This is a genomic window from Dongia rigui (genome assembly GCF_034044635.1).
GTDB lineage: Bacteria > Pseudomonadota > Alphaproteobacteria > Dongiales > Dongiaceae > Dongia > Dongia rigui.
Genome location: NZ_JAXCLX010000002.1, coordinates 34,261 through 56,732 on the forward strand (window position 1 = coordinate 34,261; position 22,472 = coordinate 56,732).

The following is a 22,472-nucleotide window of genomic DNA, read 5'->3' on the forward strand; positions in this document are numbered from 1 at the left end:
CCAGGCGATCTCCCGCCTGGGCGTATTTCGTTTGTCTTACAAATGATCAGTAGACTCTCCAAACATCTCCGTATTAGCCTTCACCCGGGAAATTTTCGGGGGCACGGGGCGTTTTGCCGGCGCAAGAAGATCGGCCGACGCTCCTTTTCAGTGGCATGACGGGATGACCATCCGCTCGGCTTTTTCGCGCCTGGACCAGGAACGCATCGTGTTGGCGATCGCGGTCCTTGTCTTCATCATCGCATCGGTGACCCTCAACGGGTTCCTGACGGCGGCCAATCTGGTAAATATCGTGCGCAGCGTGTCGGTGCTCGGCATCCTCGCCGTCGGCATGGCCATTGTCATCATTGGGCGCGGTATCGATCTCTCGGCCGTCGCCATCATGGCGATGTCGGTTGCCTGGTATCTGCAGATGCTGGGCGACGGCACCGCGCCCGGCCTGGCGCTGGTCATCACCCTGGGGGCCGTGCTGGCGATCGGCCTCGCCAACGGTTTCCTGGTGGCCTATGCCGATGTGCCGCCGATCTTCGTGACCTTGGCCAGCGGCGCCTTCGTCTTCGGCTTCGTGCGGTCGCAGCTTATCACCCAGGATGCCGTTCCGGTGCCGCCGCAGCATTGGATCGAACTTCTCGGTCAAACGCGCTGGCTCGGCATTCCTGTCGAAGTCTTCCTTTTTACCGCGATCGCCTTCCTTGCCTTCCTCTTCCTGCGCTTCACCAAATGGGGTCGCTACGTCTATTACGCTGGCGACAACCCGATGGCGGCGCGCAATCTCGGCATACCGGTGCGGCCGATGCTGCTGCTGCGTTATGTGATTTCGGCCTTTATTGCCTTTACGGCCGGCATCCTCACCGCCTCCAGCCTGCTCTCGATCAATACCCGCGTCGTCAATTCGACGCTGCTCTACGATATTGTGCTCGTGGCGGTGATTGGCGGCATCGGGCTGTCGGGTGGGAAGGGCGGCATGCGCAATGTGATCGTCGGCGCCCTGCTGATCGGCATCATGCTCAATGCCATGACGATCCTCGACATTCCAAATCTCTACCAGAACCTCATCAAATCGACGATCCTGCTGGTCGCCATCATCATCGACGGTCTCCTAAACCCGCGTGACGAACAGACGGCGCAGCAGGGCGATATTTAAAAGACAATCAGTCAGCACAGACAGGAAAGGGTGTCTCATGTTCGGATTCAAGAAGACCTTGATTGCAGCGACGGCCTTGGCGGCCGTGGCCTTCGGCAGCGTCGCCTTCAACGACGCAGCCATGGCGCAGGAAGATCCGGGCCCCGCGGCCTATGCCGCGGCCTTGAAGGATAAGCGCGTCATCCTGGTGCCGATGGCGATGGGTTTCGACCTGGCGCAGGGCTGGGCCGCGTATCTCAAGAAGGAAGTCGAAGCCTTCGGGGGTGTGTTCGAAACGCGCGACCCGAACTGGAGCATCGAAGCCGGCGCCCAGGCCATTACCGAGGCCATCTCGTCGGACCCGAAGCCCGCGGCACTCATCGTTCATTCGCCCGACCTCAACTCCTACGCCAAGCTGTTCAAGAAGGCGCAGAAGGAAGGCATCTATGTCATCGCCATCGACAACCCTGTGAATTACAAGGTCGATGCCTTCATCGGTTCCGATTGGGATCGCCTGGGCCAGCTTGAAGCCGAAGCGGCGATCAAGGCCTGCGGCGAGAATTCCTCGAAGCAGATCGGTCTCGTCCAGGGCGACCAGGTCAACGCCTCCAGTCTCTATCAGTACGCCGGCATCATGAAGGTGCTGGAAAAGCATCCCGACTTCAAAGTCGTGGCCAAGCCGGATTCCAACTGGGACGCCACAACGGCCCGCAACGTGACGACGACCATGTTGCAGCAGTTCCCGGATGTCTGCGCCATCATCGATTTCTGGGATGGTGACGCGACCGGTACGGCGGCTGCGATCCGCGAAGCCGGCAAGCAGGACAAGATCGCCCTGGTGACCACCGGCGGCGGCGAGAAGGTCGATTGCGATGCGCTGGAGAACGGCACGTTCAGCGCGGTCGTGATGACCGAACTGCACAACCAGTCGCGCGACATCAACGCGATCCTCAAATACCTGTTGCAGAGCGGTGTCGCCCCCGGCACGGCATCGACCTATATCTACACGCTGGAGCGCGCGTGGACGAAAGCCGACTTGACGCCCACCACCTGCTGGGATCTCAAGGGCCTGCAGGCGGCAGCTCAGTAAGCTTATCTCTCGCGACAGGGCAACCGGCTGCCGCGCCAGTTGCCCTGTCGCTCTTATCTCCTGGGAACATTCATGTCGGTACGGGAAACGCTGCAGCGCTGGCGCTATAACTACATCCCCGATCATCTGATCGGCGAGATCCTGACCAAGCGCTGGACAGACAGCGCGATTCCGTTCCTGGCTTTGGTGGTGACAATCGCCGCCTTCGGCACCGCCATCAACGGCTTCTTCAAGCCGGCCTCTTTAAGCGATTCCACGCGCCAGCTTGGCGAATTTTCCATCGTCGTCACCGGCCTCACCATCGTCATGCTGGGTGGCGGCATCGATCTCTCCGTGGGGTCGATCTTTGCGCTGGCCGCCTTTGCGGCCGTGTCCTCGCTCTTCATTTTCGATTTGCCGGTCTGGGTGGCGCTGCTGTCGGCCGTCTCCGTCGGCATCGCCTTTGGCGCGCTCAATGGCTTCCTCATCGGCTATGTGCGCCTGCGCGCATTTTTGACGACCCTCGTCACCTTCATTATCGGCCGCGCCATCTATGACATCCTGGTGGTGAGCTTCGCCTCGAAGGTGCAGCTTTCCGATGTCACTTCCGATCTCTGGGACTACATCGGGGATGGCACCGTCTTCGGTATCGCCATCAGCGTCATCGTCGCGGCGCTCATCGCACTCGTGGCACACATCGCCCTGACGCGGTCGCGGCCCGGCTGGCATATCCTCGCCGTCGGTGGATCGCGCCGCTCGGCCCACAATGCCGGCATCAAGGTGCGCCAGACCGTCTTCATGACCTATGTCATCTCCGGCATCTGCTGCGGCATCGCAGGATTCCTTTTTGCCTGCCGCCTGAGCGGGGCAGGACCGGGAACCGGTCTCAATCTCGAGATCATGGCGCTGACAGCTGCCGTGGTGGGTGGCAACAGCCTGGGTGGCGGGCGTGGCTCGATCGTCAAGGGGTTGATGGGGGCGGTCATCGTGCTGGTGATGACGAATGGCCTGATCCGTTTGGGCTACGGCACAGGCACCAACCAGATGGTGCTGGGGCTGATGCTGGCCGTGGCCGTCACGCTGGATATCCGCTGGCTGAAGAACCGGCACAAGGTGCTGAACGAGGTCTATGTGGCGCCGATCTATCAGCGCATGGGCGACACGCAATCGGCGGAGCCGGGTTCGGGCACGCCCTATGCCCTCAACAACAATCTGGCGAAGACCGACTACATCGGCCTCGGTGAGTTGGAGGGACCGGAGGATGTCATCCTGGACGAGGACGACAACCTCTATTGTGGCACCCGCCATGGCGAGATCATTCGGTTCTTCGCGCCGGACTACAAGCGCTCGGAGGTCTTCGCCCATACCGGCGGCTTCCCGCTGGGACTTGCCTTCGACAAGGCCGGCAACCTCATCTCCTGTGTCGGCGCGATGGGGCTCTATTCGATCTCACCCGACCGCGTGGTGACCAAGCTCACCGCCGAAACGCGGCGCAGCTGGACCTCGGTTGTCGATGACGCGCGTCTGCGCGATCCCAATGATTGCGACGTGGCGCCGGATGGGCGCATCTTCTTCACCGATTCCACCAAGCGCTATGACGCCCATGACTGGGCGCTGGATTCGATCGAAAGCCGGCCGACAGGGCGCCTGCTTTGTTATGATCCGAAGACCGGCAAGACCACGACGCTGCTCGACAACTACCTCTACGCCAACGGCGTCTGCATCGCCCATGACGGGCAGTCGCTGTTCTTCGCCGAATCCTGGGCCTGCCGCGTCCACCGCTATTGGTTCGATGGACCCAAGGCGGGTGAGGTCGAATGCGTCATCAAGGACATGCCGGGCTACCCCGACAACATCAACCGTGCCTCGGACGGCGGCTATTGGATGGCCTGGCTTGGCATGCGCACCCCAAGCTACGATCTTTCGTTGCGGCATCCCAGCATGAGGAAACGGATGACGCGGCGCCTGCCGCAGGATGAATGGCTGTTCCCCAACATTAATACCGGCGGCATCGTCAAATTCGATGAGACCGGCAAGATCGTCGAGACCTTGGGCGACCTCTCCGGCCTGTCGCATCCGATGGTCACCTCGATGCGCGAGCACAAGGGCTCTCTCTTCGTCGGTGGCATCCTCAACAACCGTGTTGGTCGCTTGCCGTTGCCCCATGCCAAGCCCGACTGGACCGGCATTCGCTCGTATTGGGGAGGGGCGAAATGATCTTCGATCCGATCCTCGATCTCTTCCGCGGCAAGGCGGTGACGATCGCGCCGCTCGACGGGGCTTTCCGGCCCAATACGGCGCTGGAAGAAGCGAATCTTGCCCAGGCGGTCGCGCAGCCGGACAACCTCATCGTTCACGGCGGCCGGTTGCTGTTTTCGTCCGGCAGCGATCTGTTCACCTTCACGCCCGGCGGTACCCCCGCTATCCAGCGCAGCTTCGGCGCTCCTATCAGCGCGCTGGCGGCATCGCCCGGCGGGCATCTGGCGGTAGCACTCGATGATGGCCAATTGTTCGTGGCCGACCGCGAGATCACATTGCCCCAAGGCGTTGCCTGTATCACCGCCATGAGCTTCGGCGATGATACGTCGCTCTATCTTTGCAACGGATCGGCGACGCATCGACCCGGCGACTGGGCGCTGGACCTCATGGAAAAGAACAGCAGCGGTTCCCTCTGGCGCCTCGACCCGGCGACCGGTGCCGCCGTCTCGCTGGCCGACAATCTCGCCTTCCCCAACGGCGTGCTGGTGGACGGACAATCCGTCATCGTCGCCGAAAGCTGGCGGCATCGCCTGCTGCGCCTCACGGGCGGTACCGTGACGCCGCTCCTCGAAAAGCTGCCCGGCTATCCGGCGCGCCTTGCCCCGGCATCGGGCGGGGGCGCCTGGCTCAGCCTCTTTGCGCCGCGCAATCGCCTGGTGGAGTTCGTGCTGCAGGAGGACGCCTATCGCCGCGACATGATCGCCCAGGTGCCGCGACCCTATTGGATCGCGCCGAGCCTTGCATCGGGCGCCAGCTTCCTTGAACCGCTGCAATGCGGTGGCATCAAGACCATGGGCATTCACAAGCCCTGGTCACCGTCGCGCTCCTATGGATTGGTGGCGCGCCTCGATAATGCGTTCCGCCCGGTCGCCTCCTATCACAGCCGCGCCAATGGCGCGCGCCACGGTGTCACCAGCGTTGCCGAGTATGGCGGTTACCTCTGGGTCGGATCGAAGGGCGGCAACGCCCTGCTGTCGCTGTCGCAGAAAGGATAAGAGATGGATCCGATCATCGAGATGCGGCAGGTCACCAAGGCCTATCGTGGTGTGCCGGCAGTGAAGAATATTGATTTCGCGCTCATCAAGGGCGAAATCCACGCCCTGCTGGGCGAGAATGGCGCGGGCAAATCGACCCTCACCAAGGTCATGGCCGGTGTCGTCGAGGCGACGAGCGGTGAAATGCGCTATCGCGGGATGCCGGTGAAATTCGCTTCACCCAACGAGGCCCTGCAGGCCGGCATCGCCATGGTGTTCCAGGAGACGAGCCTGGTGCCCTCCATGACCGTGGCGCAGAACCTCTATCTCGGCGAGGAGAAATTCCTCAACCGCCTCCGTGGCATCTACATTTCGGCCCAGCAATTTTTGCAATCGTTGAACTTTCCGGTCGACCCCACTGCAACCGTCGAGACGCTGGGTGCAGCGAAACGCCAGATGGTCGAGATCGCCCGCGCCGTCCATCACAATGCCGAAGTCATCATCTTCGACGAGCCGACGGCGACACTGACGCCCGAGGAAAAACGCCACTTCTTTGCGCTCATGCAGCGATTGAAGGCCCGCGGCGTCTCCATCGTCTTCATCAGCCACGCGCTGGAGGAGGCGCTGGCGCATGCCGACCGCATCACCATCATGCGTGACGGCGAGCATGTCATCACCGACGACGCCAAGAACTTCGACCGCGAGAAGATCGTGCGCGCCATGGTCGGCCGCGCCCTGTCGGACGAACTCTACGGCAAGGCGCGGGATGCGGCGAAGATCCGCGCTGCCGGCAACAAGGTGCTCTCGGTCGAGGATATCTCGATGGGTGCCGTGGTCAGGAACAACTCCTTCTCCATCTTCGAGGGCCAGATCACCGGTGTCTTCGGCTTGATCGGCTCGGGCCGCACCGAGACGTTCAAGGTCGTCTCCGGCATCTACAAGCGCAATTTCCTGCGCGGTGGCGAAGTGCATCTCGATGGCACGCCGGTGCGCTATTATGTGCCGCGCGAGGCGGTCAAGGACGGCATCGTTTATGTGACCGAGGACCGCAAGAGCGAAGGTTTCTTCGAGACCATGTCGATTGCGGAGAATCTGTTTTCGGGCTTGCTCGCCTCCGGTCGCGAGAAGAACGCCTATATTTCGATGCGCGAGATGCAGGATCTGGCGGCCGAATGGCGCTCGACGCTCAACATCAAGGCGATCAATGACAACGCGCGCGTGGTCGAGCTTTCGGGCGGCAACCAGCAGAAGGTGGTGATCGGCAAGGGCCTGGTGCAGAAGCCGCGCATCATCATCTTCGATGAACCGACGCGCGGCGTCGACGTGGGCGCCATCGCGGAAATCCACCAGCTCATCAACCGGCTGGCCGATCAGGGTCTTGCCGTGGTGGTGATCTCGTCCTATCTGCCGGAGATCATGAACTTGTCCGACCGCATTCTGGTCTGCCGCCAGGGGCGCATCGTCGAGGAATTCTCGCCCAGCGATGCCACCGAGGAAAAGATCATGTATGCGGCGGTCCACTGACGAAGGAGTAACGCCATGGCGACCTTGAAACTGCCAAGCATTGCCGAGGCAGAGAAGAATCCGGCGGTAAAGGCGGTCTATGACGACATCCGCGCCACGCGCAAATCAGATTTCATCAACAATATCTGGCGTGGCCTCGCTGGCAGTCCGGTGCTGCTGCAGCGCATCTGGGACCAGATCAAGGCGGTGATGGCGACGCCGAGCGCCATCGACCCGCTGACCAAGGAAATGATCTACATCGCGGTCTCGACAGCGAACGGCTGCTCCTACTGCGTTCATTCCCACACAGCCGCCGCGCGTGCCAAGGGCATGACGGATGAGCAGCACACCGAGTTGATGGCGATCATCAGTCTTGCCGGGCAGACCAATCACCTGGTGACGGCGATGCAGATCCCGCTCGATCCGGAATTCGAGGTGAAATCTTAATTCCACGTCCCGATCATGCGGCGGTCGAAGGCCACTGATTTGATCACCGCATAGACCGGTTTTCCCGGCTTGAGCGCCAGGTCGCGCGCCGATTTCGGCGTGATGCGGGCGAGGAGAGTGGCGCCCTCGCGGTCGAGACCGATATTCACCATGCCGCTTTCGTCTTCCCGCAGATCAGCAATGCGGCAGGACACGATGTTGAGCGCGCTGATATCGACCGGGCGCGCGAGGCTCAGCATCACGTCGCGCGCCTTGATCTGAACCCTGAGATGCGTGCCGATCGCGGCGCCCAGGGCCGGGATGCGCAGTTCGCCCAGTGGTGAGGCAAGAATTGTGAGCTGGTCGTCGATATCGTGTCGCGCAATCGTCGCGTCGATAAGAGCACCGGCACCGCTTTCGTCCTGCGCGGTGAAGGGCAGCAGGTCGAGCCGGCCCAGAATCTCCGCAGCGGTGCCACTGGCAATCGACTTGCCGTCGGCGATCAACACGACCGAGCTGGCGAGGCGCGCGATTTCCGGCACCGCATGGGTGACATAAAGGATCGGCATTTCGGCCTCGTCACGCAGCCGTTCGAGATAAGGCAGGATCTCGCCCTTGCGATCCTCGTCAAGCGACGCCAGCGGCTCATCCATCAACAGCACTTCCGGGTCCGACAGCAAGGCACGGCCGATGGCGATGCGCTGCTTTTCGCCACCGGAGAGATGCAGTGGTCGCCGTTCCAGCAGATGACCGATCCCTAGCAGCGAGACGATGTGGTCGAACTGTCGCTGGTCGCGGGCCTTGTTGAAAAAGGCACCGTAATCGAGGTTCTGCTTCACCGTCAGATGCGGGAAAAGGCGAGCCTCCTGGAACACATAGCCGACGCGACGGTGATGCGGCGGCAGGTTGATGCCGCGCGCACTGTCGAAAAGAACGCGGTTGCCGATCTTGATGACGCCTGAATCGGGCCGCGTCAGCCCTGCCACCATGTTGACCAGCGTGGTTTTGCCGGAACCGGAACGGCCGAAGAGCGCGGTGATGCCGCTCGCGCTGATGAAATCGGCGGCAATGTCGAGCGCGCCCATCTTGTGGCGCAGGGAGATCTCAACGCTCATCGCCGATGACCTTCGCTGAAACCCGGCGCGCCAGCAGTTCGGAAAGAACCAGCGCCGCCATGGAGATGACGATCGAGATGACGACAAGACGCATCGCCGCCGTGTCGCCGCCCGGCACATTGGTATAGGTGTAGATCGCGGTCGGAATGGTCTGCGTCTCGCCAGGGATGTTGGAGACGAAGGTGATCGTGGCGCCGAACTCGCCCAGTGCCTTGCCGAAGGACAGAATGATGCCGGCGATGATGCCGGGCAGGGCCAAGGGCAGGGTGACGGTGATGAAAACCCAGATGGGTGGGGCACCCAGGGTAACCGCCGCCTGCTCCAGTCGCCGGTCGACCAGTTCGATGGAGAGACGAATGGCCCGCACCAGTAGCGGAAAGCCCATGATACCGGCAGCCAGTGCAGCACCCGTCCAGCGGAAGGCGAAGACGATGCCGAACCATTGATCCAGAATGGATCCCACGGGCCCTTTGCGGCCCATGACCAGGAGAAGCAGATAGCCGGTCACCACCGGCGGCAGGATGAGGGGCAGGTGAACGATTCCGTTGAGCAACGTCTTCCCCCAGAAGTCCCGTCGCGCCAAAGCCCAAGCCACCAGAAGCCCGAACGGCAGCGATGCCGCCGTGGCCACCAGGGCGATCTTCAGGCTGAGATGGATCGCAACGAGTTCTTCCGGGGTGAATGACAGCACGAAACCTACTTCAGGATTTTGAAACCTGCCTTCTCGAACAGCACCGTCGCTTCCGGGGACTTCAGGTAGGCCAGGAAGTCAGCGGCGAGCGGCGCCGTCGATCCGGTCAATTGGGCGATAGGATAGATGATCGGCTTGTGCGAGTCCTCCGGGAAAGTGTCGACCACCTTCACCTTGGGCTCGGCTGTGGCGTCGGTCTGGTAGACGATGCCCAACGGCGCTTCGCCCGAAGCGACCAGTGCCAGGGCGGCGCGAACGTTCTCGGCCTGCGCCACCTTGGGCTCGATTGCGGCCCAGGCGCCGAGCTTTTCCAGTGACGCCTTGCCGTATTTGCCGGCCGGAACCGCCTTCACATCGGCCATCGCGAGCTTCCCGTCGCCCACCGCACCGGCGAGATCGACGCCGTCGGCGATCTTCAGGGTCAATGCACTGTCCGCCGGCGCGACGAGCACCAGCGTATTGCCCAGCCAGTTGCTGCGCGTGCCGTCCTTTACCTGGCCGGCCTTTTCGACATGGTCCATCCAGTCGAGATCGGCGGAGATGAAAAGATCAGCCGGCGCACCGCCTTCGATCTGCTTGGCAAGCGCTGAGCTGCCCGCATAGGAGATGGCGATATCGCCACCCTTGGCCGCCTTGAAGGCGGCTGCGGCATCATCGAGCGGACCTTTGAGGCTCGCTGCGGCGAAGACGACGATCTTGTCGTCAGCCTTCGCGACGATGGGTGCTGCGGCGAGGGTCGAGAGGGCGAGGGCCGCGGCGATGAGTGAGCGGCGGGTCAGAAAGGCGATCATGGAGTGTTTCCCGGACTTCGTTGTGTTCATTCGTATATATCGAAAATCCCTCCGTCGTCAAAGCCGATCCGACACCGTTTTTCGTGACTCACCCACGGCCCCTGCACTAAGATCGGCCACGAAAATTGTCCTTTGTTTCAAGAGAGTTGAAGGGAGCCACCATGGCCCATGACGCACCTGCCGGAGCCGCCGGGCCGGCAAAGCTGGCGATCCGCAATATCGGCCTGATCCTCAGCGGCGACATCCAGAACCCGATTCTTGCCGGTGATGCGGTCCTGGTGGAAAACGGCAAGATCAGCGCCATCGGCAAGGCCAAGGATCTCGATCTCGACAATGCCGACACGGTGATCGATGCCCAGGGTGTCGCGCTGGCGCCAGGGCTCATCGATAGCCATGTGCATCCGGTCGCCGGCGATTGGACGCCGCGCCAGAACCAGATCGGCTGGATCGATTCATCGCTCCATGGCGGCGTCACCACCATGATCTCGGCCGGCGAAGTGCATATGCCGGGGCGGCCCAAGGACATCGTCGGCTTGAAGGCGATGGCGATCTTCCATCAGCGCTCTTATGCGGCTTTCCGCCCGGGTGGCGTGAAGCTCCATGCCGGGGCGCCGGTCATCGAGCCCGGCATGACGGAACAGGATTTCAAGGATCTCGCCGATGCCGGCGTGAAGCTGCTGGGCGAAATCGGCCTCGGCGGTGTCAAGGACGGCCCGACGGCGCATAAGATGGCAAGCTGGGCCAGAAAATACGGCATTCAATCGACCATCCACACCGGTGGCCCATCGATCCCAGGCTCCGGCCTCATCGACAAGGATGTCGTGCTGGAGGTCGATGCCGATGTGGTGGGGCACATCAATGGCGGTCACACGGCGCTGCCCGACAATCAGATCCGTTGCATTTGCGAGGGCTGCAAGCGCGGGCTGGAGATCGTCCATAACGGCAATGAGCGCGCGGCCCTCTTCACCTTGCGCACCGCGCGCGAGATGAACCAGTTGGAGCGCGTCATCCTGGGTACCGATGCGCCGGCCGGTTCCGGCGTGCAACCGCTCGGCATCCTGCGCATGGTCTCGATGCTGTCGGCGCTGGGTGACGTGCCGGCGGAAGTGGCCTTCTGCTTTGCCACCGGCAACACAACGCGCATGCGCAAGCTCGATACCGGGTTGATCGAGAAGGGCATGGCCGCCGATTTCGTCTTCCTCGACAAGGCGCAGCATTCCGCCGGCAAGGATCTGCTGGAATCGGTCCGTCTCGGCGATCTGCCCGGCGTCGGCATGGTCGTCATCGACGGCGTGCCCCGCATTCAGCGCAGCCGCAATACGCCACCGGCAACGAAGATCCCGGATCTGGTGAAGGGGAAGCTGGGGTAGTTTCACCCAAACGTCATGCCCGGGCTTGACCCGGGCATCAGCTTGCAAGTGATGGAAGCAAGGCAAGAGAATTCGATAGATGGGTGGTTGGGTCTACATTGTCACCAATCGTCCACACGGCACGTTGTACGTTGGTGTAACCAGCGATCTTCCACGGCGGATCTGGGAACATCGCGAGGGTGTCGTTGAAGGTTTCACATCGCGCTACAAGCTGCATCAGCTGGTTCATGCAGAGTTCCACGACGATATCCGCGGCGCGATTCAGCGAGAAAAGAATATCAAAGGCTGGTCGCGCGGGTGGAAACTAGATCTGATCGAAAAAGAGAACCCTAATTGGGAAGATATCTTCGAGCGACTGCAGATTTAGCAGCATGGCGGAGTACAGCCCAGTCGCACCTGATCCCCGGGTCAAGCCCGGGGATGACGAAAGAATCCGGCAAACCCAATCTGATTAACTCAACGCCTTCAACAGCGCGATCAATTGCGCCCGCTGCCCGGCATCGAGTGGTGCCAGCGTTTCTTCGGTGATGGCGGCGGCGATGGGAAAGCCGCGTTCAGCTTCCTTCCTTCCCGCATCGGTCAAGGTCACCAGCACACGGCGGGCGTCGACGGGGTCGGGGCTGGTGATGGTGAGCCCGCGTGCCGCGAGGCGATCGACCACGCCCTTGATCGTTGCGGCATCGAGTGCCACCAGGCGGCCGAGCAGGTTCTGCGAGGTGGGGCCATTCTCATAGAGCTTGGCGAGTGTGGCCCATTGCGGGGCGGTAAGGTCGCTGCCGAAGGTGGCGGCAAAAATCGCCGTGTGGCGCTGGCTCACCTTGCGCAGGATGAAGCCGATCTGATCGTCGAGGCTATAGCCATCGACCGGCGCGGCGGGTCGCGTGCGCGGCTGGTTTGCCATCAGCGCAATCCATCCTCGCCCTTGATCTGATCCTTGGTGAGGCCACCCACACGCGGCAGCGGGCGACCGCTATCGGTGACGGCCACCGCCACCATGATCTCACCCGCACGCGGCGCGTCATTGATCTGCACCTCCATGCCGTCGAAATGGCTGCGCACGTAAGCCGCATCCTTGTGCCCCAGCGGCACGTCGAGCACGCATCCAAGCCCGCCGCGCTTCTTCGAGGAGGGGATGAGTGCCGCCCCCTTTTCCAGAACCTTGCGCACCGGCGTCCCCATCTTCGGGTGCAGGATGGCGGCGGCATGTTCCAGTTCGCCATTCTCGCCGACGGCAGCCGCCTTGCCATAGCTCTCGGCTTTCGCCCCGTCGATGCCGAGGGCCGCCACGGCCTTTGCCGCCAGCAGCGCGCCCAGTTCCTCGCCGATATCCATGAGGGGCGTCAGATCCTCGACATATTTCCCGGCAAAGGGATTGGCGATCACCGCGACCGCGGCGGCACGGCGCGTCGGCGGCGCGATACCCTTGTCCATCTCGCGGTGGGTTTCCTCGACGAAGGTGACGATCTTCCTGATCTCGGCTTTCATCGCAATCCGTCCTCTCCCTTGATCTCGCTGGCCTTGAGGCCGCCGGCGCGGTTGTGGATGCGGGCACCCGTCGTCATCACCAGCGCCACCAGCATCTCGTCGGCGCGCGGGCCGTCGGGGAGACCCACTTCTATGGAATCGAAATGGCTGCGCACATAGGAGGCGTTGACATGGGTGACCGGCACGTCGAGCCGCGCACCCAGGCCGCCCACTTTCTTCGACGAGGGCACGATCGCCTTGGTGTCGCCCAGAACCTCGCGCATCGCATAACCGCCCGGTGCGTGCCACAGCGCGCCGTGTTCCAGTTCACCGGCGGCGCCGACGATGATACCCTTGCCATAGCCTTCGACGATCGAGCGATCGCCGCCCAGCGCCTTCACCATGTCGCGGGCGAGATCGAGGCCAAGCGGGCGCAGATCTTCCATGAATGGCGTGATCTCCTCGACATAGCGGCCGGCGAAGGGATTCTTGATGACGGCGAGGCCGACGACGCGGCGCAGCGGCTTGTTGGCACGCGGGCCGCCTTCATGGAAAATCTCTTCGACCGAGATGAGACGCTTGCGGATATCAACCTGCGGCATGGATCTTCACTTCCTTCTGGTGGCCGATAAGGCTCATCAAACCCGGATTATTGAGAACGAGCCGGGTCTCGCCGGCAAGATGCAGGGCCGCTGCGTGAATGCGGCCGAGCGCCAGCAAGTGCTCGGCAAAGCGCACGCCGCGCATCAGGGCGCGGGCCACATCCTGTGGCGCCAATGCGCCGACGGAACGGGTCACGAGCCGCGAACCCAGGTCGCTGTCCGGCTGCAGTGAATCGGCTGGCGCGCGGATGATGGCCGGATGATCGGGGAGATCGACGGCATTGGCGATCATGGTGGCGGCGGCATCGGCAGTTGGCGCATCGGCAGCCAGAACGGTCACCGCATCGGCGATGCCGAGCGAGAAGCTGCGGCCATGGCGACCGCTGGTGGCGATCCCGCGCACACCATCGCCGGGCGCCACGAGGAGTTTGCCAAAGAGGCGCGGATGATCCGGGCGGTCTACCATGCCGATCTCGAAATGCGTTCCAGCCGTGAGATGCAGCGCAATGTCACCGCCATTGTTGACATAGGCCCGGGTAAGCGGTGCGGCAGCGGTCATGGCATCGAGGACCGCTTCGGCGCCGGCCCCGGCCACCGCCACCATCGGCGTGACGAAATGCTTGTCGGAATAGAGGCGCGCGACGGCCGCCATGCGGCGGGCCACAGGCCCATGGGGTGCAGCACTTTCCGGCGTCATGGGCCGGCGCAGCAATGGCAACTCGACGCAGAGTTCATCAAGCAGTGTGGCAAAGCGATCACAAGCGGCGTCATAGGCGATGGTGACCGCCGCATCCGGCCCTTGCGCCTCGATGATGAGGTCGATGGGACCGTCCTGCAAATGCAGGCGGCGCCCGTCCGGCAGGAACTTGGCCTGTTGCCGGCGGCTCATGACGCCTTGTCCGTCCGATTGTGGAAGGTGAGCGGCCAGGGCGCTTGCGCGTGTTGGCCCACCTGCTGGCGCTTGAAGCCGTCGCTGGGCAGCGCGTCGATGCGCTGCACGAAATCCATATGCCCGCCGAGCGCTGCGTAATCATCAAGCCGCATGGTGAATTCGATCGGCGCCACCAATGCTGGCGTCGGCACATAGCCAAAGGCGTTCTGCGGCAGCAGGGTGACATCGACCATCAAGGTGATGCCGCCACCGGGCCAGATATAAGCCGGGGCACCGCCGCAGGTGACATAGGTGAGGGCACGCTTCACTGATTGCGTGAGGCGCACAGGGTTCTCGGTCACACCAGCGCGCAAGGATCCGCCGGCACCGCCCATGAACAAGACGGTCGACAGGGCTGGCTCGCAATTCTCCTTGATGCGCGTCACCGAATCCTGCAGCGGTTTGGGCATGTCATGCTCGATCGGCTGCAGGTTGTCATCGAGCACGTAATAGCCGGCATGCTCGCCGGTCGTGCTCACCATCAGCATGGTGAGGCCAGGCTTTGCCACCTTCGGGTCGAAGGGCTGCAGGATGGAGAGCGGGTCGGAAATATCGGTGCCGCCCCAGCCCGTGCCGGGTTCGGCCACCTGGAAATAACGCCCGGGCGTCGAGCGACGTCCACGCATCTTGATGCCGGTGTCGGGAATGCCAAGGAGCTTGCCCGCTTGGTGTTCCGAGAGCACGCCGGTGATGTGGTCATCGACCACCACGACTTCATCGACCTTGCCCTGCCATTGCTTGGCAAACATGCCGATGGTGGCCGACCCGCAGCCGACGCGCATGCGCTCCTCTGGCACATGGTTGACGATGGGTGCCTTGCCCGCTTCGACGATGACGGTCGCCCCGCCATCGATGGTCAGTTCAACCCCCTGCTTGTTGCAGAGGGCGAGGAGCGTGTCGCAGGTAACACGGCCTTCCTTCTTCGACCCGCCGGTCAGGTGATGCACGCCACCCAAGGACAGCATCTGTGAGCCATATTCGCCGGTCGTCACATGACCGACCGCCTCGCCTTGCGCCCGCACAATCGATTGCTCGGGGCCAAGGAACCGGTCGGTATCGATTTTGATCTTCACGCCGCAATAGCTGAAGATTCCTTCCGTCACCACCGTCACCATGTCGACGCCTTCGACTTCCGCGGCGACGATGAAGGGGGCGGGTTTGTAATCGGGGTAGGTCGTGCCGGCGCCGATGGCGGTCACGAACGTGCCGCCGGCATGCAGGATGTCGCCGTCCCATTCCGACATCTGGCCGCCGAACGGCACCACCGCCTGGCCATCGGCCAGGGCCTGGCTCAACAGGATATGCGCATCGACACGGATCAGCTCACCGCCCTTGTTGGCGTAACGGTCGCAGGCACCGGTGGCGCCGTCGCGGATGTAGCACAGGACGGGGCAGGCATCGCAGCGGATCTTGCCGTCGACGACCTTGGGCCCGACGCTGCTGTCGACAGCGGCGGCTTGCTGGGTTTCACTCATCGCGCGGCCTCCTTGATGGCGGTCCGGATGCGGTCGGGTGTCGCTGGCACGCGCATGATGCGCACACCGGTCGCATCGGCGATGGCGTTGAGGATGGCGGGCGCGGTGGGGATGAGGGCCTGCTCGCCGATGCCCTTGGCGCCGAACGGACCGACGGGCGATGCATCTTCGATCAGGATCGATTCCACCGGTGGCACATCGCCAATGGTCGGGATGAGATAGTCGTGAAGGTTCTCGCCCCGGCCGGGGTGGAACTCCTCCATCAGCGCAAGCCCGATGCCTTGGGCGACGCCGCCCTCGATCTGGCCTTCGATCAGCGTCGGATTGACCGCGCGGCCAACATCATGGGCGGCCGTGATCTTGATCAGCTGCACGGTGCCAAGTTCAGTATCCACCGCCAACTCCACCAGATGCGCGCCGAAGCCATAGAGCGCATAGGGATTGCCCTGGCCGTTTTCGTCGAGCGGGCTGGTCGGCGGATCGAATGTCTCTTCTGCCGCCAGCACATAGCCGCGCGCATCTTTGGCCAAACCGGCAAGATCGATCGGATGGGCGATGCCATTGCCGACAACCAACAGCTGGCCATCTCGGAACGACAGGGTGGCATCTTGGCCGGCATTGGCGAGACGCAGAATCTGCTGGCGCAAGGCCGCCCCCGCCAAGGTCGCCGCCTTGCCGGTGACGAAAGTCTGCCGCGACGCGGACGTCTTGCCGCAATCCGGCGTGATATCCGTATCGGCCGAGAGCAGATCGAAGCGGTCGATGGGTGCGCCCAGCGCATCGGCGCAAAGCTGGGTAATGACGGTGTTCGATCCTTGCCCGATATCGACGGCACCCTGATGCAGAGCCAGGCGGCCATCGGGTTTAAGGCCCAAGCGGATCGTCGAGGGGTTCGGCAGCGAGGTGTTGCCGCAGCCATACCACATGCCGGCAACGCCAACACCGCGACGGATGGTCGATGGCTGTGCGTTGGCCGCTTCCGCGTCGCGATGCGCGCGGTCCCAGTGCGGCTTCAATGCCTCAAAACAGGCGCGGATGCCGGTGCCGGCACCAAGGATCTGGCCGGTCACCGTCGGCTGATCCGGGCCCAGCGCATTCTTCAGGCGGAAGTCGAGCTTATCGATGCCCAGTTTCTCCGCCAGCATGTCAAAGAGCTGCTCTTGCGCGATGCTCGCCTGCGGGACGCCGAAGCCGCGGAAGGCACCGGCCGGCACGGCATGGGTATGCACGGCGCGGGTCTTCGCCCGATAATGTGGGACGTAATAGGGACCAGAGGCATGAACCGGGACGCGATTGGCGACGGTTGGCCCCCAAGACGCGTAGGCGCCGGTGTTGAAATCGCCGGCAAAATCGATCGCGGTGAGAGCGCCGTCCTTGCTGGCGCCGACCTTCACCAGCATGCTGCCGGGATGGCGCTTGGTCGTGGTGGCGATGGATTCGGCCCGCGAATAGACCATGCGCACCGGCTGTTTGAGGTGCCACGCGGCCACAGCGATGAAAGGCTGCACCGAGAGATCGAGCTTCGAGCCGAAACCGCCGCCCACTGCCGTCGGAATGATGCGCACGTCTTCCGGCTTCAGGCCGAGGATCTTGGCGACATCGTCGCGGTCCATATAGGGCGCTTGCGTGCAGGCCTGCACCTCGATCCGGTTGCCGACGCGGCGCGCGATGCCGGCTTCGGGTTCGATATAGGCGTGCTCGACAAAGCCAGTTTCAAAGAGACCCTCGACCACGGCATCGGACGTGGCCAGTGCATCTACCGCTTCGCCGCGCTTCACCCAGCCGCGTACCAGGACATTGCCGGCGCGTGCATCGTGAAGGAGCGGCGCATCGGGCTTGAGCGCCGCATCCAGCGTGAGCATTGCCGGCAGTTCTTCCCAGCTCACGGGAAAATGCCGCAGATCCAGCGCCTCGATGATTTTGGGATCGCCCACGATCGCCGCCACCGCTTCGCCTTTGAAGCGCGTCTCATTCACGGCGAAGACAGGTTGATCGGCGAAGGGGCCAATCACGCCATAACAGTTCTCGCCCGGCACATCCTTGGCGGTGAAGATGCGGACGATGCCCGGGTTGGTGCGCGCGTAGGCGTCAAGATCGCCCAACGTGAAGCGCGCATGGTGATAGGGCGCGCGAATGGCGCGAAGCAACAGTGCGTTCGTCTCATGGCCATCGGCGCCGAACAGATCCGTGCCGCTGACCTTGCGTTGACCGTCCAACCTGTCGATACGTGCGCCGACGGCCGCACCTGCACCCGGCAATTCGGCCGCGCCACGTGCCGTGTCAACGTCCAGCACAGCGGCGATAATCTTGCGATAGCCTGTGCAGCGGCACAGGACGCCGCCAAGCGCATCCTTTACCGCCGTCTCATCCGGCGTCGGGTCTTTTTCGAGAAGCGCTGTCGCGGCCACCAGCATGCCCGGCGTGCAGATGCCGCATTGCGCGGCGCCGTGGCGAAGGAAGGATTGCTGCAGCTTCGCGGCGACCGGATTTTCGGCCGGCAACCCTTCGACGGTGACGAGTGCACGACCGCTCACCTGGCCCACGGCCATCAGGCAGGAACAGACGGCGTCACCATCAAGCAGGATGGTACAGGCACCGCAATCACCGGCGTCACAACCGACTTTGGTGCCAGACAGCCCCAGATCGTCACGCAACACATTGCTGAGGCGACGCTCAGGGGGAACGGCGACGGCAATCTTCTGGCCGTTGAGGGTGAAGGGGATGGCGGCGTTATCCTGCATGTCTCAAGCCTCGCCGCATTTGACGAAACAATCCTGCACGGCACGGCGAATGAGGGTCGCTGCCGCATCGCGCCGATAATCGGCGGTCGCGCGCACGTCATCGATTGGTGAGAGGGAGGCGAGCCGGACCGGCGTCACGGCAACGGCAATGTCGGTGACGGACCGCGCGCCGATCAGGGCCTGCTCGATCTGCGGCAGGCGCTGCGCCACGGCCGAGCACGACCCAATGGCGACGCGGGCCGTCGAAATGGCACCGTCGGCTGATCGCTCGAGCGCCACAGCGATCATGGCGATCGAAATCACCAGATAGCGCCGCGCGCCCAGCTTCACGAAATGGCTGGTCAAGCGCTCCGCCTGACGCCGGGGTATCAGCACGGCGCTGAGAATCTCGTCCGCCGCCAAGGCCGTGCGGCGGTTGCCGAGGATGAAATCGCCAAGCGGCATGTCGCGACGGCGCGATGGCGCGGCAATCTCGACCTGGGCATCCAGGGTGAGGAGCGGCGGTACGCTGTCGGCCGCTGGCGAGGCGTTGCACAGATTGCCGCCGATGGTGCCGCGATTCTGGATCTGGATGGACCCGATCTCGCGTGCCGCTGCCTTCAGCGCTTCCAGGCCGGCTGGCAGGGGGGCCGCCACGATCTCGCTCCAGGTGGCTCCGGCGCCAAGGCGAATGTGATCCGCCTCCGTGCTGATGACAGAGAGTTCCGGCACCCGCGAAATATCGATGATCGGCCGGTTTTCCGGCACCACGTTGATGCCCGGGAATAAATCGGTGCCCCCGGCCAGCAACCGACCCTGGTGCTGTGTCAGCAGGTCGATGGCGGCGTTGAGCGATGCCGGCTGCAAAAACATGGCGACGCGATGGCTCCCGAAACGGCTCGGCCCGGCGGATTTTGGCATCCAGCCGGGCTGGCGAATTCATTTGTGTGCAAATGATTGTCCCGCCGACAGGCCCAAGCGTCAAGACCCTTCCATCGCCCCGCGGGGTTAAGATGCCGATTGCGCCGCCCGCCAAATCCCTAGAAAAATGCCGACCTTATCGGCGGATCAGTGAAACGGGTTTTCATGGCGGCACGAATCGTCATCCTCAACGGCGTCGGCAGTGTGGGCAAAACATCGATTGCCAAGGCGCTGCAGGAAATCACCGCCACCCCTTTCCTGCATGTTTCAATGGATGTGTTCTGCGAAATGCTGCCGCCGGCCTATTTCGATCACCCGGACGGCATGCGATTTATCACCGAGATCGCGGACGGCAAACCTTCCGTCGCGATCCACAGCGGCCCGGTGATGGCGCGGTTGATGGACGGCATGCGGCACGCCATCGCCGCCTTGGCAAAGAGCGGCAACGATCTCATCGTCGACGATGTCATGCTGGGCGACACCGTGGACGCCTACCGCAAGGTGCTGGCGCCCTATCGCGTCCATTGGGTCGGCGTGATGGCCAGCCTCGCGGTGCTGGAAGCGCGGGAACAGGCGCGCGGCGACCGGCTCATCGGCCTGGCGCGCTGGCAGTTCGACCGCGTGCATGCGGGCCAGCGCTACGATCTGGAAATCGATACCAACGACATCACGCCGGCTGCTGCTGCGGCGCTGATCAAGGCGCGCTTCCAGCTCTAGGCGGCGAGCTCGACCCCGGCCGCGCGCATCTCAGTCAGTGCGGCTTGCAGCGAGCCGCCAAGATCGATGCCGCGGCAGGCCGCGAGCTCGACACGGGTCGTGAAACCCAGGCGCCGCGCATCGAGTGCCGAATAGGCGACGCAGTAATCGGTCGCGAGACCCACCAGGGTCAGACGCGGCAGGCCGCGTTCGCGCAAATAGCCGGCAAGGCCCGTCGGTGTCTTGCGGTCATTCTCAAAGAAGGCCGAATAGCTGTCGATGCCTGGGCGAAAGCCCTTTCGGATGACCAGCTCTGCCTTAGTCCAGGCCAAGCCGGCGTGAAATTCGGCACCGCGCGTCCCTTGAACGCAGTGGTCCGGCCACAGGGTCTGCGTCCCGTATGCGAGATCGATCGAGCCGAAGGGGGCTTGTCCCGCATGGCTGCTGGCAAAGCTCGAATGCCCCGCCGGGTGCCAATCCTGTGTCAGCACGACATGGGCGTGGGCGTCGATCAGGCGGTTGACCAGCGGCACGATCTCATCACCACCGGCGACCGCCAAGGCACCGCCGGGGCAGAAATCGTTCTGCACATCGATGACGATCAGGGCCTCATTATCGGCATTGGCTGCGGTCAAGATCCCTCTCCTGGAACGAATCCATGCGTGGCTCACGCCATCATAGGCGAGGCGAGCTGGCGGGGCCAAGGCGCCAGAATTTGGGCAGATGGCTGGACGGCTGCCTGAAATATGGGCAGGCGATCCCGTGACATGGCCGCAAATGAAGGATTTTCCGCCTTGGCCTACCTTGGCACCGGACTTGCGAAAGGGCCTTGGTCGCGGCAGCGCGACGAATGGCGCTTGAGCAAAAAGGGGATGGCGGTGGAAGGCAGTCTCGACATCCGATTTGCCGGCAAGTCGCCGGCCGAGACGCGCCTGGTCCACCTCGATCAGCGGGCGCCGCTTCGGGCGCTGTTCCCGCATTGCCCGGACATGGGCCTGCCGGTGACGGCAATCACCGCGACCTGCGGCGGCTTCACCGGCGGTGACCATCTGACCATGTCGGTCGACGTCGCGGCGGGTGCCGGGGTCATGGCGGTCGGCCAGGCGGCGGAGAAGCTCTATCGTTCGACGGGTGCCGAGACGCGGATCGACATCAATCTTAGCGTGGGCGCCGACGGCTGGCTGGAATGGCTGCCGCAGGAAACCATCCTGTTCGATGGCGCAAGGCTGCGGCGGCGCACCTCGCTCGCCATGGCCACGGGCAGCGCGATGCTGGGCGGCGAAATCCTGGTCTTTGGCCGCCAGGCGCGCGGCGAACACCTGACCCACGGCCTCGTCCATGACGGCTGGCAATTGGCGCGCGATGGCAAGCCCGCCTGGGCCGACATCTTTCATGCAGCCGACCAGGATCTCACGGCCATGCTGGCGCATCCGGCTGCCCTTGCCGGTGCTAGGGCCAGCGCCATGCTGGTCCATGTCGGCGCTGATCTCGGTGCGGCTCTAGCCTGGGTCCGTGAAAGACTGGCGTTGGCCAACAACGCCCTGCGGGCAGCGGCGACCATCGTGAACGATGTGCTGTTGGTGCGCTGGCTGGCCGATGACGCGTCGGACATCCGCCCATCATTCGCGGCCCTGTGGATGGGCCTGCGCGGCCGCGCGCGAAACTTGCCCGCCAATCTGCCCACGTTCTGGCACGCCTGAAGGATTGATCGCATGCGCCTCACGCCCCGCGAGAAGGATAAACTACTCATTTCCATGGCGGCCATCGTGGCGCGGCGGCGGCTCGAGCGCGGCGTCAAGCTCAACTACCCGGAAGCGATCGCCCTCATCTCCGATTACATCGTCGAAGGGGCGCGCGACGGCCGGTCCGTGGCCGATCTGATGCGCGACGGCGCCACGGTGCTGACCAGCAATCAGGTGATGGAAGGAATCCCCGAGATGCTGCACGAAGTCCAGGTCGAAGCGACTTTCCCGGACGGAGTGAAACTCGTCACCGTCCATCATCCGATCCGCTGAAAGGGCACGCAAATGATCCCAGGCGAAGTATGGCCCTTGGGCGGCGAGATCGTTCTCAATGACGGGCGCCCCACGGCGACGCTGCGTGTTGCCAATACCGGCGACAGGCCCATCCAGGTCGGGAGTCATTTCCATTTCTTCGAGACCAACACGGCGCTCGATTTCGACCGGGCGGCGGCGCGCGGCTACCGCCTCGACATTCCGGCCGGTGCCTCTGTCCGCTTCGAGCCGGGCCAAAGCCGCGAGGTGAATTTGGTCGCCATTGGCGGCGACCGAATCATCCATGGCTTCGGCGGTCTTGTCGACGGCAAGCTGGAGGGCTGACGG

General features: G+C 63.4%; 23 protein-coding genes. 12 read left to right on the forward strand and 11 right to left on the reverse strand.

Annotation, left to right across the window (positions count from 1 at the left end; genetic code table 11):
- Nucleotides 1–163 precede the first annotated feature (163 nt).
- The 6 genes from SMD31_RS11625 to SMD31_RS11650 all read left to right on the forward strand — a co-directional run bounded on the left by SMD31_RS11625 (nucleotide 164) and on the right by SMD31_RS11650 (nucleotide 7,375).
- A complete protein-coding gene (locus SMD31_RS11625; protein ID WP_320501057.1) occupies nucleotides 164–1,144 on the forward strand; it encodes an ABC transporter permease in 981 nt (326 codons plus the stop codon).
- Between the two features lie 37 nt (nucleotides 1,145–1,181).
- Nucleotides 1,182–2,213 (forward strand): sugar ABC transporter substrate-binding protein, encoded by a 1,032-nt coding sequence (locus tag SMD31_RS11630; protein WP_320501058.1) that lies wholly within the window; start codon nucleotides 1,182–1,184, stop codon nucleotides 2,211–2,213.
- A 72-nt stretch (nucleotides 2,214–2,285) separates the two neighbouring features.
- Nucleotides 2,286–4,409, forward strand: a complete 2,124-nt coding sequence (locus tag SMD31_RS11635; RefSeq protein ID WP_320501059.1) for an ABC transporter permease — start codon at nucleotides 2,286–2,288, stop codon at nucleotides 4,407–4,409.
- Nucleotides 4,406–5,446: a hypothetical protein gene (locus SMD31_RS11640; protein WP_320501060.1), complete on the forward strand. Its 1,041-nt coding sequence runs from the start codon at nucleotides 4,406–4,408 to the stop codon at nucleotides 5,444–5,446. Before SMD31_RS11635 ends, SMD31_RS11640 begins: the two co-directional genes overlap by 4 nt.
- 3 nt (nucleotides 5,447–5,449) lie before the next feature.
- Nucleotides 5,450–6,949 (forward strand): sugar ABC transporter ATP-binding protein, encoded by a 1,500-nt coding sequence (locus SMD31_RS11645; RefSeq protein ID WP_320501061.1) that lies wholly within the window; start codon nucleotides 5,450–5,452, stop codon nucleotides 6,947–6,949.
- Nucleotides 6,950–6,964: 15 nt separating this feature from the next.
- Nucleotides 6,965–7,375: a carboxymuconolactone decarboxylase family protein gene (locus SMD31_RS11650; RefSeq protein ID WP_320501062.1), complete on the forward strand. Its 411-nt coding sequence runs from the start codon at nucleotides 6,965–6,967 to the stop codon at nucleotides 7,373–7,375.
- On the opposite strand, the gene modC is transcribed toward SMD31_RS11650, so the two are convergent.
- The 3 genes from modC to modA are packed head-to-tail and all read right to left on the reverse strand — an operon-like array spanning nucleotide 7,372 to nucleotide 9,951.
- On the reverse strand, nucleotides 7,372–8,469 hold the full coding sequence (modC, locus tag SMD31_RS11655) for a molybdenum ABC transporter ATP-binding protein (protein ID WP_320501063.1): 1,098 nt from the start codon (nucleotides 8,467–8,469) through the stop codon (nucleotides 7,372–7,374). The genes SMD31_RS11650 and modC overlap by 4 nt on opposite strands.
- Nucleotides 8,459–9,160: a molybdate ABC transporter permease subunit gene (modB, locus tag SMD31_RS11660; RefSeq protein ID WP_320501064.1), complete on the reverse strand. Its 702-nt coding sequence runs from the start codon at nucleotides 9,158–9,160 to the stop codon at nucleotides 8,459–8,461. Before modB ends, modC begins: the two co-directional genes overlap by 11 nt.
- A gap of 5 nt (nucleotides 9,161–9,165) precedes the next feature.
- Nucleotides 9,166–9,951, reverse strand: coding sequence for a molybdate ABC transporter substrate-binding protein (modA, locus tag SMD31_RS11665; RefSeq protein WP_320501065.1), 786 nt, complete (start codon nucleotides 9,949–9,951; stop codon nucleotides 9,166–9,168).
- Nucleotides 9,952–10,112: 161 nt separating this feature from the next.
- On the opposite strand from modA, the gene SMD31_RS11670 reads away from it, so the two are divergent.
- Together SMD31_RS11670 and SMD31_RS11675 are read left to right on the forward strand one after the other, a co-directional pair.
- Entirely contained in the window at nucleotides 10,113–11,321 is a 1,209-nt protein-coding gene (locus SMD31_RS11670) for an amidohydrolase family protein (RefSeq protein ID WP_320501066.1), read from the forward strand.
- Between the two features lie 79 nt (nucleotides 11,322–11,400).
- A complete protein-coding gene (locus SMD31_RS11675) occupies nucleotides 11,401–11,688 on the forward strand; it encodes a GIY-YIG nuclease family protein (protein ID WP_320501067.1) in 288 nt (95 codons plus the stop codon).
- Between the two features lie 84 nt (nucleotides 11,689–11,772).
- Here the strand turns inward: SMD31_RS11675 and SMD31_RS11680 are convergent, their stop codons facing one another.
- Genes SMD31_RS11680 through SMD31_RS11710 form a run of 7 tightly spaced genes read right to left on the reverse strand, consistent with a single transcriptional unit; the run spans nucleotide 11,773 to nucleotide 19,386 of the window.
- A complete protein-coding gene (locus tag SMD31_RS11680) occupies nucleotides 11,773–12,222 on the reverse strand; it encodes a MarR family winged helix-turn-helix transcriptional regulator (protein WP_320501068.1) in 450 nt (149 codons plus the stop codon).
- Nucleotides 12,222–12,806 (reverse strand): amino acid synthesis family protein, encoded by a 585-nt coding sequence (locus SMD31_RS11685; RefSeq protein WP_320501069.1) that lies wholly within the window; start codon nucleotides 12,804–12,806, stop codon nucleotides 12,222–12,224. Before SMD31_RS11685 ends, SMD31_RS11680 begins: the two co-directional genes overlap by 1 nt.
- Complete coding sequence (locus tag SMD31_RS11690) at nucleotides 12,803–13,387, reverse strand: amino acid synthesis family protein (RefSeq protein WP_320501070.1); 585 nt, start codon at nucleotides 13,385–13,387, stop codon at nucleotides 12,803–12,805. The genes SMD31_RS11685 and SMD31_RS11690 overlap by 4 nt, the downstream gene beginning before the upstream one ends.
- Nucleotides 13,374–14,276: a UPF0280 family protein gene (locus tag SMD31_RS11695; protein WP_320501071.1), complete on the reverse strand. Its 903-nt coding sequence runs from the start codon at nucleotides 14,274–14,276 to the stop codon at nucleotides 13,374–13,376. The genes SMD31_RS11690 and SMD31_RS11695 overlap by 14 nt, the downstream gene beginning before the upstream one ends.
- A complete protein-coding gene (locus tag SMD31_RS11700; protein ID WP_320501072.1) occupies nucleotides 14,273–15,793 on the reverse strand; it encodes a 6-hydroxynicotinate reductase in 1,521 nt (506 codons plus the stop codon). Before SMD31_RS11700 ends, SMD31_RS11695 begins: the two co-directional genes overlap by 4 nt.
- A complete protein-coding gene (locus SMD31_RS11705) occupies nucleotides 15,790–18,534 on the reverse strand; it encodes a molybdopterin-dependent oxidoreductase (protein WP_320501073.1) in 2,745 nt (914 codons plus the stop codon). Before SMD31_RS11705 ends, SMD31_RS11700 begins: the two co-directional genes overlap by 4 nt.
- Before the next feature lie 3 nt (nucleotides 18,535–18,537).
- Nucleotides 18,538–19,386 carry an FAD binding domain-containing protein gene (locus SMD31_RS11710; RefSeq protein WP_320501074.1) on the reverse strand — a complete coding sequence of 283 codons (849 nt, stop codon included), beginning with the start codon at nucleotides 19,384–19,386 and terminating at the stop codon, nucleotides 18,538–18,540.
- 213 nt (nucleotides 19,387–19,599) lie between these two features.
- Between SMD31_RS11710 and SMD31_RS11715 the strand changes: the two genes are divergently transcribed.
- Complete coding sequence (locus SMD31_RS11715; protein ID WP_320501075.1) at nucleotides 19,600–20,151, forward strand: chloramphenicol phosphotransferase CPT family protein; 552 nt, start codon at nucleotides 19,600–19,602, stop codon at nucleotides 20,149–20,151.
- On the opposite strand, the gene pncA is transcribed toward SMD31_RS11715, so the two are convergent.
- Nucleotides 20,148–20,765, reverse strand: a complete 618-nt coding sequence (gene pncA, locus SMD31_RS11720) for a bifunctional nicotinamidase/pyrazinamidase (RefSeq protein WP_320501076.1) — start codon at nucleotides 20,763–20,765, stop codon at nucleotides 20,148–20,150. The genes SMD31_RS11715 and pncA overlap by 4 nt on opposite strands.
- 222 nt (nucleotides 20,766–20,987) lie before the next feature.
- Between pncA and SMD31_RS11725 the strand changes: the two genes are divergently transcribed.
- Genes SMD31_RS11725 through SMD31_RS11735 form a run of 3 tightly spaced genes read left to right on the forward strand, consistent with a single transcriptional unit; the run spans nucleotide 20,988 to nucleotide 22,469 of the window.
- A complete protein-coding gene (locus tag SMD31_RS11725; protein ID WP_320501077.1) occupies nucleotides 20,988–21,830 on the forward strand; it encodes an urease accessory protein UreD in 843 nt (280 codons plus the stop codon).
- A 12-nt stretch (nucleotides 21,831–21,842) separates the two neighbouring features.
- Nucleotides 21,843–22,145, forward strand: a complete 303-nt coding sequence (locus tag SMD31_RS11730) for an urease subunit gamma (protein ID WP_320501078.1) — start codon at nucleotides 21,843–21,845, stop codon at nucleotides 22,143–22,145.
- Nucleotides 22,146–22,157: 12 nt separating this feature from the next.
- Nucleotides 22,158–22,469 carry an urease subunit beta gene (locus tag SMD31_RS11735; protein WP_320501079.1) on the forward strand — a complete coding sequence of 104 codons (312 nt, stop codon included), beginning with the start codon at nucleotides 22,158–22,160 and terminating at the stop codon, nucleotides 22,467–22,469.
- The last annotated feature ends 3 nt before the right edge of the window (nucleotides 22,470–22,472 follow it).